Genomic DNA, 19,433 nt, shown 5'->3' with positions numbered 1-19,433 from the left:
ATAGGTATTATAATAATTTGCTAATTTGTGCATGTTAGCGTATGATGAATACATGCATAATATTGCAAGGTGGGATAATGTGAAGCGTGTTTTAATTGTAGGGGCAGGTAAAGGTGGGACTGCATTATTTAAAATATTAAACCCTATCGACCGTATGAAGGTAGTTGCAGTAATTGACCGAAATAAGGAAGCTTTAGGGTTACAGTTAGCGAAACAACACGGTATTCCCATTGGTCATAAGTGGGAAGAATGGGTTCATGAAAATATAGATATTATAATTGAAGCTACTGGGAATGAAAGTGTATTGCAGGAAATACTAAAAACCCGAAGGCAGGAAACAGTAGTTATACCTGGTACAGTAGCCTACGTGATTTCTGAGTTATTAGATGAAAAAGAAACACTATTGGATAAGTTAACTGAACAAACCAATAATCAAGAGTTGATTTTAAACAACATAAGAGATGGAATGATCGTTATCAATGATCAAGAATCCATTCAATTTGTAAATAAAAGTGCCGAGCACATTTTGGGATATAAGAAGGATAACATAGTAGGTAAAAATATACATAAATTGATTCCGAATACACGACTCCCACAGGTTTTAAGGAATAGACGTAAAGAAGTAAACCAAAAATTACTTTTGAATAATGGAAAAATGGTAATTACAACTCGTTTACCGATAATTAATGCCAATAATGAATTGATAGGTGCTTTTGCAGTTTTTAAAGATATTACGGAAGTGCTTAATTTGGCGGAAGAAAATACCGATCTAAAAGAAATAAAAACGATGCTCGAAGCCATTATTCAATCCTCGGATGAGGCGATTAGTGTAGTCGATGAGAACGGGAATGGATTGATGATTAATCCAGCCTATACACGAATTACAGGTTTACAAGAAACTGATGTAATAGGTGAACCTGCAACAGTTGACATATCAGAAGGCGAAAGTATGCATATGAAAGTGCTGCAAACTAGACGACCAGTTCGCGGTGTTCGAATGAAAGTAGGTCCTAGTAATCGAGATGTGTTAGTAAATGTAGCACCTGTCATCGTTGATGGGAAGATAAAGGGTAGTGTAGGTGTATTACATGACGTTTCTGAAATTAAAACACTAACAAGTGAATTAAGGCGTGCACGACAAATAATTCGTAATTTAGAGGCTAAGTATACGTTTGACGATATAATTGGTTCTTCTTCTGAGATGCAGCTCGCATTGGAGCAAGCTAAAGTTGGTGCTAGAACACCTGCCACTGTACTTCTACGTGGAGAATCAGGAACAGGGAAGGAGCTTTTTGCTCATGCAATCCATAATGAGAGTGGTCGAAAACATAATAAATTTATTCGAGTAAATTGCGCTGCTATAGCTGAATCAATTTTAGAAAGTGAATTGTTTGGCTATGAAGAAGGTGCGTTTTCTGGAGCCAAACGAGGTGGAAAGAAAGGACTGTTTGAGGAAGCGAATATGGGAAGCATCTTTCTAGACGAAATTGGTGAGCTATCCTTACATATGCAGGCGAAATTATTACGTGTTCTTCAGGAAAGCGAGATTGTTCGTGTTGGCGGAACTGATCCTATTATGATCGATGTTCGAATTATTGCTGCAACAAATGTAAACCTTGAAAAAGCAATAATGAATAAGACCTTTCGAGAGGATTTGTATTACCGGTTAAATAAACTACCAATATTCATACCATCACTAAAGGAAAGAATCACGGATTTACACGACCTTATCGATCATATTATTCAGAAAATGAATCAAGATTATGGGAGAAATGTTCGAACGATTTCACCAGGTGCGATATCTATTTTACAATCCTATCACTGGCCAGGAAATGTTCGAGAATTAGAGAATGTAATAGGACGAGCTATGATTTATATGGAAATGAACGAAGAAGTCATAAAAAAGGAGCATATTCCCAGTTTGCAACCAGCAGCCAAGACTCCTGTTCAACACAGTGGAATTCAAGAGGATTTACCATTACAAGCTGCTCTTGAGCAATATGAGAAAGAATTAATTTCTAGTGTATATAAAGAAAGTAATTTTAACAAAACTAAAACTGCAAAAAAACTAGATATTTCAATAAGGAATTTATATTATAAGCTTGAAAAATACAAAATTGAAAAAAACGACCTGCAATAAATTGCATGCTTGCATATGTGTGCAGTATCTTAAACGGATAGATAAAGCGCTTTCAGCGAAATGAGTCGTTGGCACGATTTTTGCAAGTGAATAGATGAGAGGTGTTTTACATGAAGTCAATAGCAGCTTTGAAAAAGCAGGTGCTCCAGGAAGAAAAACAAACCGTATCGTTAGCAAATGCTGCAGATAAGGAGGTTCTATTAGCGGTAAGAACAGCGATAGCAGAGGATCTCTGTCGGTTTATATTGATTGGAGACGAGAATGACATTATGCAAATGTCGGACCAAGTTGGTTTGAATCTTGATTCTCCATTATTATCAATACAACATGAAACGGTTGATCCGAGCTTGGCTGCTGTTAAAGCGATTCACGATAAACGGGCACAAATACTAATGAAGGGGAATGTAGCTACAAAATCTTTACTTAGTGCAGTTTTAAATAAAGAGTTTGGTTTACGCACTGGAAATATATTATCTCATGTCGCGTTATTTGAAATCCCAAATCAAGATAGGCTGATATTTTTAACAGATGCTGCAATGAATATAGAGCCATCTCGTAAAGAAAAAGTGGAAATCCTTTCGAATGCGGTACGTGTAGCTCATGGAATTGGAATGGAACTGCCTAGAGTAGCTCCGATTGCCCCAGTGGAAGTTGTGAATGAAGCAATGCCATCTACAGTTGATGCAGCTATATTATCTAAAATGCAGCAACGGGGACAAATTAAAGGGTGTGTCGTTGATGGACCGTTGGCTTTTGATAACGCTGTGTCGCCAGAGGCTGCTCAACAGAAAGGCATTACTTCCGATGTTGCTGGTAGGGCTGATGTTCTACTGGTTCCTACAATTGATGTTGGGAACGCTTTATACAAATCCTTTATTTATTTTGCAGATGCTAAGGTAGCTGCGATTATCAGTGGAGCAAAGGCCCCAATTGTGTTAACTTCTCGCGCTGATTCGGCCGAGAGTAAATTATATTCATTGTCACTTGCATTGGTGTCATCAAAAACTTTTTAGGAGGAATACGATATGGAAATTTTCACTTATATGGAGAAGTATGATTATGAGCAACTTGTTTTCTGTCAAGATAAAAATTCAGGGCTAAAAGCAATTATAGCCATCCATGACACGACACTTGGTCCGGCACTTGGCGGTACAAGAATGTGGACATATAACTCAGAGGAAGAAGCTATCGAAGATGCACTTCGCCTAGCAAAAGGGATGACATATAAAAATGCGGCTGCCGGTTTAAACCTAGGTGGCGGTAAAACTGTAATTATTGGTGATCCAAGAAAGGATAAGAATACAGAAATGTTCCGCGCATTTGGACGTTATATCCAAGGCTTAAATGGTCGTTATATTACTGCAGAAGACGTAGGTACAACCGTGGAGGATATGGACATTATCCATATGGAAACTGATTTTGTAACAGGGATATCTCCAGAATCTGGCTCATCAGGTAACCCATCTCCTGTTACTGCCTATGGAGTCTACAAAGGAATGAAAGCATCTGCTTTAGAAGCTTTTGGGGATGATTCCTTAGAAGGTAAAACGATAGCTGTACAAGGAGTTGGGAATGTAGCTTATTCACTTTGTGAGTACCTACATAAAGAGGGAGCAAAGTTAATAGTTACAGATATCAATAAAGCGGCAGTTGATCGTGCAGTGAAAGCATTTGATGCAAGAGCAGTAGATCCAGATGATATTTATGATGTGGACTGTGATATTTACGCACCTTGTGCATTAGGCGCAACAGTAAATGATAATACAATCCCGCGCTTAAAAGCAAAAGTAGTTGCAGGTTCTGCAAATAATCAATTAGCGTCTACTATTCATGGTGATATTCTTCATGAAAAAGGGATTATTTATGCACCTGACTATCTTATTAATGCAGGTGGCGTTATTAATGTAGCGGATGAATTAAATGGATATAATGAGACGAGAGCTATGAAGAAAGTAGATACAATCTATGATAGTATCTTGAAAGTTTTTGAAATTGCGAAACGTGATAATATCCCTACTTATCTTGCGGCTGATCGTATGGCAGAAGAAAGAATCGAGTCCGTACGTAACTCAAGAAGTCAATTCTTATTAAATGGGCATCATACCTTAAGCAGAAGATAGAAACAACTTCTGTATTAATAAGGAAGTAAACATAATCGTATTGGCTATTATCTACCTAAGTATTAGGTCGTATTAGATGTATTATGCGTCATAATGATTTAGTTAAATTCCTATCATCTCGATCTTCCGATAGTGCTAAAATGTCGCTACGACAGAATACTTCGCTTTCCGTGGGCACGGCCTCAGCCAGGGAACTACTTGAATATGCTTCTTTGTTCCCTTGCGCCGAGGAATTGGCATCTAAGAGTGACTAGTAGACGTAGGCGCATCTTTGCGGGGTCTTCGGACTCGCGCTGTTCCCACAGGAGTCTACGCTGTCTCCGCTGATGGTTATTCCCTAGTTAAAGGGATGTGTTACTCTTGCACCAGCGGAGGAAATACATGAAGACTCCAGCGGGAGGAAAGGCATCGGTGAGACCCCACAGTGAGGGTACTACTTGAATAATCTTCTTTGCTCCCTTGCGTCGAGGAAAATTGCTTCGAAGCATTACTTGAATTCGCAGACGCACATGTTTTGCACGAGGAGGCTCACCAGCCGCCCGCGGAAAGCGAAATGTATTTCCGTAGCGAGTAATATGCACCCAACATTAATTTTTAGTTACGTCGCATTATATACATGATACGTTAGTCAATACGAAATGAATCTAATTAACACCTGTCGACATCTTGTTCAGCGCAAGTTTAGCGCTGGAATGATAGCTTTACTTTACTAACGGAGGTCAACTATTGTGCAACTACAGTATCGCATTTTAGTCATAAACCCAGGATCTACTTCAACGAAAATCGGTGTGTTTGATGACAATATATGTATTTTTGAGAAAACAATTAGACATGAAACAAAGGAAATAGCAAGATTTGATCATATAATTGATCAATATGATTTTAGGAAACAAGTTATTCTAGAGCAACTTGACCATGAGGGAATTAACGTCTCTAAGTTTCATGCAATCTGTGCCCGCGGTGGTTTACTTCGCCCAATTGAAGGTGGAACGTACAAAGTAAATGATACAATGCTTCATGATTTGCGTATCGGGTATAATGGTGAGCATGCTTCGAATTTAGGTGGAATTATTGCTCATGAGATTGCAAGTGGATTGAACATTCCAGCATATATTGTTGATCCAGTTGTTGTCGATGAATTAGACGAAATAGCCCGGTTTTCTGGAGTTCCTGAAATACCTAGAAAAAGCATTTTTCATGCATTAAATCAAAAGGCGGTTGCTAGGAAGGCTGCAAAGGATATGGGTAGATCATATGAGGATATGAGACTAATTGTTACTCATATGGGCGGGGGGATTACAGTTGGAGCACATCAAAACGGTAGAGTAGTTGATGTGAACAACGGATTGCATGGTGATGGTCCTTTCTCTCCTGAACGTGCCGGAACAGTTCCAGCAGGTGATTTAGTAGCGCTTTGTTTTTCTGGGCAATACTATCGAGATGAAGTCATGAAAAAATTAGTCGGTAATGGTGGATTAATGGCATATTTACAAACAAATGATGCTAGGGATGTAGAAGAAAAAATTGCAAGTGGTGACCAAGAGGCAAGGCTTGTTTATGAAGCTATGGCTTATCAAATTGCAAAAGAAATAGGTTCCATGAGTGCCGTATTATCTGGCAAGGTAGATGCTATTGTCCTTACTGGCGGTTTGGCCTATGGGAAGACTTTTATTGATATGATCTCAACTCACATCGATTGGATCGCTGATATATTAGTATATCCCGGAGAGGATGAATTACAAGCTCTTGCAGAAGGGGCATTAAGGGTATTGAGAGATGAGGAAATTCCTAAGGTTTATCCAAGAACAGATGGAAAGGAGCTGACGATATGACAAAGGAATATGATTTAGTGGTACTAGGTGGAGGTACAGGAGGCTATGTAGCAGCAATACGTGCTTCTCAACTAGGAATGAATGTAGCTGTAGTAGAAAAAGGTAAGCTTGGTGGTACATGCTTACACAAAGGATGTATTCCATCGAAAGCATTACTACGTAGTGCTGAGGTTTTTAAGCAGTCGAAAGAAGCAGATCAATTTGGTGTTGAGTTAGAAGGCGTGTCATTGAATTTTTCAAAGGTACAGGAACGAAAAAGCTCTGTGATCAATACGTTACACCAGGGAGTACAAGGTCTGATGAAAAAAGGGAAAATTGATGTATTTGAGGGCTATGGAAGAATTCTTGGTCCTAGTATATTCTCTCCAATGCCAGGGACGATTTCCATTGAATATGAGAATGGAGAGGAAAATACAATGATTGTTCCTAAAAATGTTTTAATTGCAACAGGTTCCAGACCAAAATCATTACCTGGATTAGAGATTGATGGTACCTATGTAATGAGTTCCGACGAAGCATTAGAAATGGAACAATTACCTGCTTCCATTGTAATTGTGGGGGGCGGAGTCATAGGAATTGAATGGGCTTCTATGTTAGCCGATTTTGGTGTAGAAGTAACGGTAGTAGAGTTCTTGGAGCAAATTCTTCCTACTGAAGATGAAATGGTAGCGAAAGAAGTTGAGAAGCTGTTAAAAAAGAAAGGAATTACTTTTGTGAAGGGTGCAAAGGTGCTTCCTGAAACGTTGGAAATCGATAATGGCATTTCAATTGAAGCAGATATAAATGGTAATTCCAAAACATTCCAAGCTGAGAAAATGCTTGTTTCCGTTGGAAGGGAAGCCAATACCAATAATATTGGGATTGAAAACACCGATATAGAGATTGAAAAAGGGTTTATTCAAACCAATTCATTTTATCAAACGAAAGAATCTCATATCTATGCAATTGGCGATGTAATAGGTGGAATGCAATTAGCTCATGTCGCATCACATGAAGGAATAATTGCTGTTGAGCATATGGCAAACCATAATCCTGAACCAATTAATTATGATAACATTCCTAGCTGTATCTATTCCAATCCAGAAGTTGCAAGTGTAGGGTTGACAGAAAAGCAAGCGAAAGAAAAAGGATTTGATATTGTTGTTGGTACGTTTCCTTTTAAAGCGATTGGAAAAGCGTTAGTACATGGTGAGTCAGATGGATTTGTGAAAATCATTTCGGATAAAAAGACAGAGGATTTGCTAGGGGTACATATGGTAGGACCACATGTTACTGATATGATTTCAGAGGCTGGTCTTGCAAAGGTTCTTGACGCAACTCCGTGGGAAATTTCTCAAAGTGTTCACCCACATCCAACTCTTTCCGAGATAATGGGAGAAGCAGCATTGGCTGTGGATGGTCTGCAAATTCATGGTTAGGAGTAAAAATTTCTAAATGATTAAGGGAGGGACTTATTTATGTCTACAAAACGTCATGAGTCATTAGGTTTATCGAATGAACAGGTTATTGAAATGTATAAGACGATGTTATTAGCTAGAAAAATTGATGAAAGAATGTGGCTATTAAACAGGGCAGGTAAAATTCCGTTTGTTATATCCTGTCAGGGACAAGAAGCTGCACAGGTCGGAGCATCTTTCGCTTTAAACAGATCAGAGGATTATGTAGCTCCATATTATCGTGATATGGGGGTTGTTCTTGCTTTTGGAATGACTGCTAAAGATTTAATGCTTTCTGCTTTTGCTAAAGCAGAGGATCCGAACTCCGGAGGACGACAAATGCCAAGTCATTTTGGTCAAAAGAAAAACCGCATTCTATCTGGTTCTTCGCCAGTTACAACACAAGTTCCACATGCTGTTGGAGTTGCTTTAGCAGCTAGGATGGAGAAGAAAGATTTCGTTTCGTTCGTAACATTGGGTGAAGGATCGTCAAACCAAGGGGATTTTCATGAAGGGCTAAACTTTGCGGGTGTTCATAAATTACCAGTTATTACAATGGTGGAGAATAACAAATATGCAATCTCCGTTCCTATTGAAAAGCAAATAGCAGCTGAAAAGGTTTCCGATCGTGCCATTGGATATGGTATGCCTGGCTTTACGGTGGATGGAAATGATCCATTAGCAGTATATGAAGCAGTAAAAGAAGCTCGTGATCGTGCGGTAAATGGTGAAGGGCCGACTTTAATAGAGGCTGTTTCCTACCGACTAACAGCTCACTCTAGCGATGATGATGATCGTACGTATCGAAATAAAGAGGAAGTTGATGAAGCGAAGAAAAAAGACTCGATCTTTACTTTTGCTACTTATTTACAAGAAGCGGGTATTCTTAATGATGAATTAGAAACTGAGATTAATGATGAAATAAATCGTATTGTTAACGAAGCAACGGATTATGCTGAAAATGCGCCATATGCAGAAGCAGAATCTGCGTTAAAATACGTTTATGAAGAGTAGGGAGGGGATTAGTTATGCCAGTAATGTCATATATCCAAGCTGTAACAGCGGCATTGAAAGAGGAAATGCAACGTGATGAAAAAGTATTTGTTCTAGGTGAAGATGTTGGAAAAAAAGGTGGAGTTTTCCGAGCAACTGACGGCTTATACGACGAGTTTGGAGAGTATCGTGTTCTTGATACACCATTAGCTGAGTCTGCTATTGCAGGTGTAGGTATTGGTGCAGCAATGTATGGAATGAGACCAGTTGCTGAAATGCAATTTGCAGATTTTATCATGCCTGCTGTAAACCAAATTATTTCCGAAGCAGCGAAGCTCCGTTATCGTTCGAATAACGATTGGAATGCTCCTATTACGATTCGTGCTCCATATGGTGGTGGGGTTCATGGTGCGTTATATCATTCTCAATCTGTTGAGGCAGTTTTTGCAAATCAACCGGGACTAAAAATTGTCATGCCTTCTACACCGTATGACGTAAAAGGCTTACTAAAAGCAGCGATTCGTGACAATGATCCTGTACTATTTTTCGAACATAAACGAGCCTACCGACTGTTAAAAGGCGAGGTTCCTGAGGAAGATTACGTACTACCAATTGGAAAAGCAGATGTGAAACGTGAAGGCTCTGATGTAACCATTATCACTTACGGTCTTTGTGTACACTTTGCCTTACAAGCAGCGGAAAAGTTGGCTGAAGAAGGTATTGATGCGCATATTCTTGATTTAAGAACGGTGTATCCACTTGATCAGGAAGCGATCATTGAAGCGGCTAAAAAGACCGGAAAAGTACTACTAATTACGGAAGATAATAAGGAAGGAAGCATTATTGGTGAAGTGGCAGCGATCATTTCCGAAAATTGCTTGTTCGATCTAGATGCGCCCATTCAACGTCTTGCTGGGCCTGATGTACCAGCAATGCCATATGCTCCGACGATGGAGAAGTACTTTATGATCAATCCAGATAAAGTAGAAAAGGCTATACGTGATTTAGCGGAATTCTAAGTAAGGAGGGATAATGATGGCTACTGAAAAAATAAACATGCCCCAACTTGGTGAGAGTGTTACCGAGGGCACGATTAGTTCTTGGTTAGTAAAAGTTGGAGACCATGTAAATAAATACGACCCAATCGCAGAGGTAATGACAGATAAAGTAAATGCGGAAGTACCTTCATCATTTACGGGAACGATCAAAGAGTTAGTGGCTCAAGAAGGAGATACGATTGCAGTCGGCGAACTGATGTGTTATGTCGATACAGAAGGTGGTTCGAGCAGTGAGGAAACGGCTGAGTCGCCAAAACAATCTACCGATACAACTGACACTAATGAGGAAACTACAAAAGATCAAACAATGAAAAAACGATATTCCCCGGCTGTTTTACGAATGGCTCAAGAAAACAATATTGACTTAGAACAAGTCGATGGTACGGGGCGAGGTGGCAGAATCACCAGAAAAGATATGGAGAAAATTATCGCTAATGGTGGTGTGCCGTCACCGAAACCAGCTGACAAAACGGTTGAAAAAGAAACGAAATCAACATCTGTTGAGGTGGAAGCAAAACCAAAGACTCCTACTAAGGAAGTACAAACACCACCAGTTGCTACGCAAGCTGGTGATGTTGAGATACCAGTCACAGGTGTTCGAAAAGCAATTGCTCAAAATATGGTTCGTTCCAAAACGGAAATCCCACATGCGTGGATGACCGTAGAAGTAGATGTAACGGATTTGGTAACCTATCGAAATTCAATTAAAAATGACTTTAAACAAAAAGAAGGGTTTAGTCTTACTTTCTTTGCTTTCTTTGTAAAAGCAGTTGCCCAAGCTTTGAAAGAATTTCCGCAATTAAACAGCATGTGGGCTGGCGATAAAATTGTACAAAAGAAAGATATCAATCTTTCTATAGCTGTAGCAAAGGATCAAGAATTATTTGTTCCAGTAATAAAACATGCAGATGATAAAACGATTAAAGGGATTGCTAGAGATATTTCTGAATTAGCGAATAAAGCACGTACAGGAAAGTTAACTTCCGAGGATATGCAAGGTGGAACATTTACCGTTAATAATACTGGTTCATTTGGTTCTATTCATTCCATGGGGGTTATTAATTACCCGCAGGCAGCAATCTTACAAGTAGAATCGATCGTGAAACGTCCAGTCATTATTAAGGATATGTTTGCTGCTAGAGATATGGTTAATTTATCTCTATCCCTAGACCATCGTATTTTAGATGGGTTGGTATGTGGTCAATTCTTAGCTCGTGTGAAAGAGATATTAGAAAATATGAATGAAGGTACAACATCTGTTTACTAGAAGTAATATAGATTGAATTTTATACTTGAAATTGATAAGCTTGATAGTAAGTAATGCTTATTAATAGGATTGTAAGGAGATGAGTATCGCATGGATTTTAACATGTTTATGAATGATGTTGTAGATGCAGCTCGTAAAGATATAACAGAAGCTGGGTATCAAGAGCTGAGAGAACCAGAAGAGGTAGATGCAGCGCTACAACGTGAAGGAACAACATTAGTAATGGTTAATTCTACTTGTGGATGTGCTGGAGGGGTTGCTCGTCCTGCTGCAGCAAATTCCATCCATTATGATAAACGTCCTGACCATTTAGTTACGGTATTTGCAGGTCAAGATCGGGAAGCAACGGAAAAAGCACGTGAATATTTTGAAGGATTTCCGCCTTCATCTCCATCTTTTGCGTTGTTAAAGGATGGTAAAATTGTGACAATGCTTGAACGCCATGATATTGAAGGACATAGTGCCATGGATGTTATGGAGAAGCTCCAACAAATGTTTGATAAACATTGTCAGGAAGTATAATAATACACATAGATGAGGCTGCCTCTTTTGGGTCAGCCTTATTTTTTCGCAGCGCGGAAAACTTTATAGGCTTGGTAAGTGCCAAGTTTTCTAAGAAATATAAGGAGTATGTTATTCGTGAAAATAGGCTACCGTACAATCAAGACAGCAATTGGAACTCCTATCGCGGTCTTACTTGCTCAATTTTTTGGTATTAGTAACTTTATTTCTGCGGGGATCTTAACAATATTAAGCATACAGCCTTCAAGGAAACGTTCTGTTTTAAGTGCATGGCATCGGTTTTTAGCGTGTGTTGTTGCAAGTATTTATTCTTTTTTCTTTTTTGAGTTTATTGGGTATAACCCAATCGTCCTAGGTGTCATGCTCATTTTATTTATACCTACAACTGTTTGGTTAAACGTGACACCAGGGATTGCCACAAGCTCGGTTATTACGCTCAATCTGTATAGTACTGGATCCATCACAATGTCATTTTTACTTGAACAATATTTAGTTATTGTTATTGGTTTAGGAGTTGGGTTATTAGTTAACCTATACATGCCGAGCTTCGATAAGGAATTAAAAGAAAAACAAGAAAAACTAGAACATTGCTTTCAAGTTATTTTGCAGGAAATTGCGCTATACATAAAAGATCAGAATACAGATTGGGATGGAAAAGAAATTGCAAAGTCTGAGGAATTATTAGATAAAGCCAGCAATTTAGTTGTATTAGATAGGGAAAATCATATGTTACGATCAAAACATCCGTATTATGATTATTTTATCATGCGTTCCAAACAGCTAGAATTACTGAGGAAAATGTTGCCACTCGTGTCAAAATTACCGAAAACTGATAAAATATCATTGCAAATTGCTACTTTTTTTGAAAAGTTAGCGGATGTTGTTCATCCCGGGAATACAGCAGCACTTTATCTAGAGGAATTGGATGAACTGAAAAAAGAGTTTAATCAATTTGAATTACCAAAAACCAGAGATGAATTTGAAACAAGAGCAAATATGTTTCGGCTCCTTATCGAGATCGAAAATTATTTACTAATTAAAAAGCGATATAAAAAGAGTGACATTGTAAAAAAGAATACGAAAAAGACTGGGACTACATAAAAGCCCAGTCTTTGATTATACGTGCTATTTTTTGACTATTATAAAAACATCACTAATCCTGCAGTGAGTGAGGAAAGAAGCATGGATATTATCATGATCCAAACGATAATTTTCACTCTACGCTCTCGTTTTGATTTCTTTCGTGGTGCTGGTGTACTAGATTGTTTTGTAGCCATTTTACGTCCTCCTTATTATCCCATTGCTATTTGTATTTTAACGTTAAAATTAATATTGGACAAGTATAAAAAAATATTTAAAAATAGAGATAGAGTAAATTCATAATTTTACACCAATTATAATGCGAAGTGGAGATGAGAATATGGATGAAAAATATACGAGGCCAAAACAAAAATGGCTAGACTCTGTAGAATCGACAATAAAGCGCTTTCCTGAGCGGAAGAATACATTTACTACCTCTTCTCATATAGAAGTGGAGAGAATATATGATTCTCGTGATTTAGATTATGAGAAAAAACTAGGATACCCTGGGGAATATCCATATACTCGTGGTATACAGCCGACCATGTATCGGAGTCGTTTTTGGACAATGCGTCAGTATGCTGGTTTTGGTTCAGCACAGGAGACGAATAAACGATTTAGATATTTGCTAGAACAAGGACAAACTGGTTTATCCGTAGCATTTGATCTTCCGACACAGATTGGTTATGACTCTGATGATCCAATGTCTGAAGGTGAAGTTGGAAAAGTAGGGGTAGCTATTGATTCATTACATGATATGGAAAAATTATTTGACCAAATTCCTTTAGATGAGGTTAGTACTTCGATGACAATTAATGCACCAGCTTCAGTCCTTCTATGCATGTATATCGCAGTCGGAGAAAAGCAAGGGGTTCCTATTGAGAAATTAACTGGTACGATTCAAAATGACATTCTAAAGGAATATATTGCTAGAGGTACGTATATTTATCCACCAAAAGCTTCGATGCGACTGATTACAGATATTTTTGCTTATTGTCAGCAAAACGTTCCTAAATTTAACACGATTAGTATTTCGGGATACCATATCCGAGAAGCTGGTTCAACCGCTGTGCAGGAGGCTGCGTTTACGATAGCGAACGGAATGGCCTATGTGGATGCAGCAATTGAATCGGGGCTTGAGGTTGATGATTTTGCTCCTAGATTAGCTTTTTTCTTTAATGCTCACAATAATTTCTTTGAAGAGGTGGCGAAATTTAGGGCCGCAAGAAGGGTATGGGCCAAGATAATGAAAGAACATTATAAGGCTAAAAATCCAAAAAGTTGGAAGTTGAGATTTCACACCCAAACAGGTGGTTCTACATTAACCGCGCAACAACCAGATAATAATATTGTGCGTGTAACTTTGCAAGCGCTCGCTTCCGTAATGGGAGGGACTCAGAGCCTCCATACGAACTCTCGTGATGAGGCATTATCTTTACCAACAGAGGATTCTGCTCGAATAGCATTACGAACACAACAAATTATTGCGAATGAAAGTGGAGTAGCAGATACGATTGATCCATTAGGGGGATCGTATTTCGTGGAAGAGCTTACGGACCAAATGGAGGAAGAGGTAAATAAATATCTCGATCGTATTAAAGAAATCGGTGGTGCCGTTCAAGCTGTAGAAGAAGGGTATATGCAACGTGAGATTCAACATAATGCATATGAAACACAGAAACGAATTGAAAATGAAGAAGAAATTATCGTTGGGTTAAATAAATATACATTGGATGAAGAAGTCAATCCAGATTTATTAAAAGTGGATGAAGCACTGGAAAGGGAACAAATAAACTTCATTCAGCAGATACGTAATGACAGAAATGAAAATGCCGTAAATCAATCATTAGAAGCACTCAGATCTGCAGCCAAAACAGATGAACAGAATCTGATCCCTTTTATTTTAGAATCAGTGAAAGCGTATGCAACTATTGGTGAAATTTGTAATGTCTTGCGGGATGAGTTCGGGGAATATATTGGCTAACACTTTAATAGATAAGGAGAGAGAGAGATGGGGAAAATACGCGTATTAATTGCAAAGCCAGGTCTAGACGGGCATGATCGAGGGGCATTAGTTATTGCGCAAGCCTTAAGAGACCATGGAATGGAGGTCATTTATACGGGGCTTCGTCAATCACCAGTACAAATTGCTCAAGCAGCTATACAAGAAGATGTAGATGTTATTGGACTTTCTTCACTATCCGGTGCTCATAATACACTATTTCCTAAAGTAATTGAGGCACTGGAAAAAAGGAATGCGGGGGATATACCGGTAGTGGCTGGTGGGGTCATACCGAGCGAAGATATCCCGTTTTTACTAGAGAAAGGAATAAAAAAGATTTTTACTAGTGGATCATCAACAGAGGATTTAGCAGTCTATATTAAACAACTTGTTGGACCCAAAGACGTAGAATTAAGTCCTCCAAATAAAATTGCACATATTGGGATCGCTGTTCATTCCATAGATAATGTTCTTTCTTTTTATACCGATTCTCTCGGTCTGACACTCGAAACTATAGCTGAAGTAAAAGCAGAGCGAGTAAAAATAGCCTTTTTAAAAATTGGTGAGAGCCGCTTAGAATTGCTAGAACCTACAGATGAATCATCTCCAATTCAAAAGTTTTTGTCCACTAAGGGAGAAGGGGTTCACCATATTGCTTTAGAGGTTGAAGACATTCAACTTCGAATGGAACAACTAAAAGAATTCGGTATTCCTTTACTTAACGACGAACCGAAGCAAGGAGCTCATAATAGTCAAATAGCATTTCTACATCCAAAGGCTGCTCATGGGGTTTTATTTGAGCTGTGCCAGCCTAGAAAAGGAAGTGATTCCTAATGGATATTTTTGATAAAATTAATGAGCTATATGACAAACGGAGGCAAGCCGAACTAGGTGGTGGAGACGAACGTATTGAAAAACAACATGCCAAAGGAAAGTTAACAGCGAGGGAGCGGATTGACTATCTATTAGACGACCAGTCATTTGTTGAATTAAACACTTTTATTGAACATCGAGGTACAGATTTCGGGATGAACCATGCAGATGCAAAAGGAGAAGGTGTTGTTACCGGGTATGGTAAGATTAATGGGAAGCCAGTTTATTTGTTTGCACAGGATTTTACGGTATACGGTGGAGCCCTTGGAGAAATGCACGGAAAAAAAATTGCTGCTGTAATGGATTTGGCTGCGAAAAATGGCGTTCCATTTATCGGGTTGAATGATTCTGGAGGGGCGAGAATTCAAGAAGGTGTATCATCTCTAGATGGATATGGTCATGTCTTTTACAGAAATTCGATTTATTCTGGAGTGATCCCCCAAATTTCTGTTATTATGGGACCAAGTGCGGGAGGAGCGGTTTATTCACCAGCAATTACTGATTTTGTGATTATGGTAGAAAAAACTTCTCAGATGTTCATTACTGGCCCTAAAGTGATAGAAACTGTAACTGGTGAAAAGATTTCTTCGGAAGATTTAGGTGGAGCACATATTCATAATTCAAAAAGCGGAAATGCGCACATCAAGGCTAAATCAGAATACGAAGCCTTAGATGCTGTTAAAAAGTTATTAACTTATTTACCAAAAAATAATATGGAGAAACCAGCTATTTTGGGAAATGTTGAAGGGGACCATTTACGTTCGTATTTAACGGATATTGTTCCATTTGATTCAACAAGACCCTATGACGTTACAGATGTTATCACGGAAGTTGTTGATGAAGACAGCTTTTTTGAAATCCACTCGGAATTTGCAAAGAATATAGTAGTGGGATTTGCTAGAATTGATGGACGCGCTGTTGGACTAGTATGTAATCAACCTAAATATTTAGCTGGAGGATTGGACATTGACTCTAGTGATAAAGCAGCAAGGTTTATTCGCTTTTGTGATTCGTTTAATATCCCATTAGTAACCTTTGAGGATGTAACAGGATTTTTCCCTGGAATTAAACAAGAGCATGGTGGTATCATACGACATGGAGCGAAAATCCTATATGCATATTCCGAGGCTACGGTTCCGAAAATAACTGTAATTACTAGAAAAGCATATGGTGGTGCATATGTAGCATTGAATAGTAAGTCAATCGGTGCAGATTTAGTATATGCTTGGCCAAATGCTGAAATAGCTGTTATGGGTCCTGAAGGGGCTGCCAATATTATTTTTGCTAAAGATATTGCCGAAAGTGAAGACCCAGATAAAACAAGGCAGGAAAAAATTGATACCTATCGTGAAAAGTTCGCGAACCCATATATCGCAGCTGGGTTAGGGATGGTGGATGATGTGATCGATCCACGGGAAACGAGAATGAAACTCATCCAAGCACTGGAAATGCTTGAACAAAAACGGGAACAACGCCCAAGTAAAAAACATGGTAATATACCATTATAATTACATAGGAGGAGCAACAGCAATGACAAGTATTAATAAAGAAAGATTAATTAACGAATTTATGGAACTAGTACAAATTGACTCGGAAACAAAATATGAAACAGAAATTGCTGCCGTGTTAAAAGAAAAGTTTACATCATTAGGCCTTGAAGTAATTGAAGACAATAGTAAAGAGCAAACTGGTCATGGTGCAGGGAACTTAATTTGTACATTAAAAGGTTCAAAAGAAGGAGTTTCTTCCATATATTTTACCTCTCATATGGATACGGTAGTACCTGGTAAAGGTGTCAAGCCATCCATAGAAGGTGACTATATTGTATCTGATGGAACAACGATACTAGGTGCAGATGATAAGGCTGGTTTAGCTGCAATACTAGAGGCGATCCGTTCATTGAAAGAAAATAATGTCGAGCATGGTGATGTTCAATTTGTTATTACTGTAGGTGAAGAATCGGGATTAGTTGGTGCAAAAGCATTAGATAGCTCTCTAGTTAATGCTGATTTTGGATATGCAATTGATAGTAATGGTGAGGTGGGCGATATTATAGTGGCTGCCCCAACACAGGCAAAGGTTTTTGCAGTTATCAAAGGGAAAACAGCTCATGCAGGTGTGGCTCCAGAAAAGGGCGTTTCTGCTATTACGCTAGCTGCAAAAGCAATTTCTAAAATGCCATTAGGCCGGATTGATGAAGAAACTACAGCAAATATTGGCAGATTCGAAGGTGGCAAGCAAACCAATATTGTTGTTGATCATGTAGAAATATTAGCAGAAGCTAGGTCATTGGTTCCAGAAAAAATGGAGGAACAGGTAAATAAAATGAAAGAGGCCTTTGAATCAACTGCTAAAGAATTCGGTGGGGAAGCGGAAGTTGAGATTAAAATTATGTATCCTGGTTTCAAGCAACAGGCTGGAGATCAAGTCGTAGAAGTTGCAAGGAATGCGGCTAAATCCATCGGGCGTGAAAGCAAACTTCTAAAAAGTGGTGGTGGAAGTGATGCAAATGTAATTGCTGGCTTTGGAATTCCGACCGTCAATTTAGCCGTTGGCTATGAAGAAATTCATACCACTAACGAGCGAATCCCAGTTGATGAACTTGTTAAAATCACAGAATTAGTTGAGGCTATTATTCAAGAAGTAGCAAATAATTAAGGATAAGAGCTCGTAGCCTAAGGGCTTATGAAAACGAACCTGATTCAAACGCTTTTTTGAACTGGTTCGTTTTTTTTGTCAACAGAAGAAGATGTATTGCAGGCATAGACTTATGCACCCTTTCTAATGGATATGGTATAATATAAGGTAACCATTGTTCGAAGGATGTAGTAACATGGCACCAGAAACAAAAAAACGAAGAATTATTTTTCATATCGATATGAATTGCTTTTATGCTTCCGTTGAAATGGCATATAATCCTAAATTAAAAGGTAAGCCAGTTGCCATTGCTGGGAATCCAGAAGAGCGGAAAGGAATCATTGTAACGAGCAGTTACGAAGCAAGAGCCAAAGGTGTTAAGACAACGATGCCATTATGGCAAGCAAAGAAATTATGTCCGCAACTAATTGTGATGAAACCTAATTTCGAACGATACCGCAGTGCTTCGAGAGAAATTTTTAAAAAGATGGCTGATATTACCCCATATATACAACCTGTATCTATTGATGAAGGGTATATGGACATAACCAATGTTACGAATCTAGGTAGCGCTGTAGAAATTGCAGAAAGCTTACAGAAGCAAATATTAGATGATCTTGACCTTCCCTGTAGCATTGGAATTGCCCCAAATAAATTTCTGGCAAAAATGGCATCCGATATGAAAAAACCCCTTGGTATTACGATATTAAGGAAAAGAGAAATAGCTACAAAGCTTTGGCCACTTCCTGTTAGTGAGATGTATGGAGTAGGGGAGAAAACGGCGAAAAAATTGAAGGCTTTAGATATCCATACGATTGAAGATTTAGCCAATAAAGATGTATACCAGCTAAAGCAGGTCTTAGGTATTAATGGAGAAAGATTAAAAAACAGAGCGAATGGAATTGATTTAAGCCCAGTAGATCCGGAAGCAGTAAATGAATTTAAAAGTATAGGAAGCTCACAAACCTTACCCCAGGATACAACAAATGAAAATGAAATTAGTCGATTAATACAAGTGTTAGCAGATAATGTCGAGCGCCGGTTAAAGAGAAAACAGGCAGTTGGTAGAAGTGTTCAATTAACGATTCGCTATCATGATCGAACAACTATTACAAGAAGTAAAAAACTTCAATTTTATATTGATCAGAAGAAGGATATTGTTGATATTGCCGAGGATCTTTGGAATACGCATTGGAACCAGGATCCTATCCGCTTGTTAGGTATTACCGTTCAAGATATTCATGATAAACAAGGAATAGCGGAACAGTTGGATTTATTTACGTATGAAAAAGAAGCAAGTAAAGAAAAATTATATTCCGCAATCGATGATTTAACTAGCAAGTATGGAAAGAATCCATTTAAACAATGGAAACAACAAGAAGTAAAAGACCATCAGCCAAGAACTAGTTTCCAAAAGGACTTTTTAGATGATTATAAAAAATAAGAGCCTCTCATACGAAGGCTCTTATTTTA

The 19,433-nt window shown here is 38.5% G+C and carries 16 protein-coding genes; 15 read left to right on the top strand and 1 reads right to left on the bottom strand.

What is annotated here, in order from left to right; all coding sequences use genetic code 11:
• Window positions 1-79: 79 nt before the first annotated feature.
• The 10 genes from BMX40_RS03970 to BMX40_RS03925 all read left to right on the top strand — a co-directional run bounded on the left by BMX40_RS03970 (window position 80) and on the right by BMX40_RS03925 (window position 12,469).
• Window positions 80-2,140, top strand: a complete 2,061-nt coding sequence (locus BMX40_RS03970; RefSeq protein ID WP_090867062.1) for a sigma 54-interacting transcriptional regulator — start codon at window positions 80-82, stop codon at window positions 2,138-2,140.
• A gap of 110 nt (window positions 2,141-2,250) precedes the next feature.
• A complete protein-coding gene (yqiS, locus tag BMX40_RS03965; protein ID WP_090867060.1) occupies window positions 2,251-3,153 on the top strand; it encodes a phosphate butyryltransferase in 903 nt (300 codons plus the stop codon).
• A 12-nt stretch (window positions 3,154-3,165) separates the two neighbouring features.
• Window positions 3,166-4,260: a branched-chain amino acid dehydrogenase gene (gene bcd / locus BMX40_RS03960; protein WP_090867058.1), complete on the top strand. Its 1,095-nt coding sequence runs from the start codon at window positions 3,166-3,168 to the stop codon at window positions 4,258-4,260.
• 728 nt (window positions 4,261-4,988) lie between these two features.
• The gene (buk, locus tag BMX40_RS03955) at window positions 4,989-6,092 is read left to right on the top strand and encodes a butyrate kinase (RefSeq protein ID WP_425287840.1); all 1,104 of its coding nucleotides are present in this window, start codon (window positions 4,989-4,991) and stop codon (window positions 6,090-6,092) included.
• Window positions 6,089-7,510, top strand: coding sequence for a dihydrolipoyl dehydrogenase (gene lpdA, locus BMX40_RS03950; protein WP_090867054.1), 1,422 nt, complete (start codon window positions 6,089-6,091; stop codon window positions 7,508-7,510). The genes buk and lpdA overlap by 4 nt, the downstream gene beginning before the upstream one ends.
• A 39-nt stretch (window positions 7,511-7,549) precedes the next feature.
• The gene (locus BMX40_RS03945; RefSeq protein ID WP_090867052.1) at window positions 7,550-8,542 is read left to right on the top strand and encodes a thiamine pyrophosphate-dependent dehydrogenase E1 component subunit alpha; all 993 of its coding nucleotides are present in this window, start codon (window positions 7,550-7,552) and stop codon (window positions 8,540-8,542) included.
• 14 nt (window positions 8,543-8,556) lie between these two features.
• Window positions 8,557-9,540, top strand: a complete 984-nt coding sequence (locus BMX40_RS03940; protein WP_090867050.1) for an alpha-ketoacid dehydrogenase subunit beta — start codon at window positions 8,557-8,559, stop codon at window positions 9,538-9,540.
• A gap of 16 nt (window positions 9,541-9,556) precedes the next feature.
• Window positions 9,557-10,846 (top strand): dihydrolipoamide acetyltransferase family protein, encoded by a 1,290-nt coding sequence (locus BMX40_RS03935; protein WP_090867048.1) that lies wholly within the window; start codon window positions 9,557-9,559, stop codon window positions 10,844-10,846.
• A 90-nt stretch (window positions 10,847-10,936) separates the two neighbouring features.
• Window positions 10,937-11,368, top strand: a complete 432-nt coding sequence (locus BMX40_RS03930; RefSeq protein ID WP_090867046.1) for a BrxA/BrxB family bacilliredoxin — start codon at window positions 10,937-10,939, stop codon at window positions 11,366-11,368.
• A gap of 117 nt (window positions 11,369-11,485) precedes the next feature.
• A complete protein-coding gene (locus tag BMX40_RS03925) occupies window positions 11,486-12,469 on the top strand; it encodes an aromatic acid exporter family protein (protein WP_170840652.1) in 984 nt (327 codons plus the stop codon).
• Between the two features lie 38 nt (window positions 12,470-12,507).
• Here BMX40_RS03925 and prli42 read toward each other — a convergent pair whose 3' ends face one another.
• On the bottom strand, window positions 12,508-12,645 hold the full coding sequence (gene prli42, locus BMX40_RS19925; RefSeq protein ID WP_139177906.1) for a stressosome-associated protein Prli42: 138 nt from the start codon (window positions 12,643-12,645) through the stop codon (window positions 12,508-12,510).
• A 143-nt stretch (window positions 12,646-12,788) separates the two neighbouring features.
• Between prli42 and BMX40_RS03920 the strand changes: the two genes are divergently transcribed.
• From BMX40_RS03920 to BMX40_RS03900, 5 genes are all read left to right on the top strand, one after another.
• Window positions 12,789-14,432 carry an acyl-CoA mutase large subunit family protein gene (locus BMX40_RS03920; RefSeq protein ID WP_090867042.1) on the top strand — a complete coding sequence of 548 codons (1,644 nt, stop codon included), beginning with the start codon at window positions 12,789-12,791 and terminating at the stop codon, window positions 14,430-14,432.
• 27 nt (window positions 14,433-14,459) lie between these two features.
• Window positions 14,460-15,284 carry a methylmalonyl-CoA epimerase gene (gene mce, locus BMX40_RS03915; protein WP_090867040.1) on the top strand — a complete coding sequence of 275 codons (825 nt, stop codon included), beginning with the start codon at window positions 14,460-14,462 and terminating at the stop codon, window positions 15,282-15,284.
• Window positions 15,284-16,831, top strand: coding sequence for an acyl-CoA carboxylase subunit beta (locus BMX40_RS03910; protein WP_090867038.1), 1,548 nt, complete (start codon window positions 15,284-15,286; stop codon window positions 16,829-16,831). The genes mce and BMX40_RS03910 overlap by 1 nt, the downstream gene beginning before the upstream one ends.
• A 22-nt stretch (window positions 16,832-16,853) precedes the next feature.
• On the top strand, window positions 16,854-17,981 hold the full coding sequence (locus tag BMX40_RS03905; protein ID WP_090867037.1) for a M20/M25/M40 family metallo-hydrolase: 1,128 nt from the start codon (window positions 16,854-16,856) through the stop codon (window positions 17,979-17,981).
• A gap of 175 nt (window positions 17,982-18,156) precedes the next feature.
• Window positions 18,157-19,404: a DNA polymerase IV gene (locus tag BMX40_RS03900; protein WP_090867035.1), complete on the top strand. Its 1,248-nt coding sequence runs from the start codon at window positions 18,157-18,159 to the stop codon at window positions 19,402-19,404.
• The last annotated feature ends 29 nt before the right edge of the window (window positions 19,405-19,433 follow it).

This window comes from Oceanobacillus limi (genome assembly GCF_900111445.1).
Taxonomy (GTDB): Bacteria; Bacillota; Bacilli; order Bacillales; family Amphibacillaceae; genus Ornithinibacillus; species Ornithinibacillus limi.
This window is presented reverse-complemented; position numbering and strand designations above follow the sequence as displayed.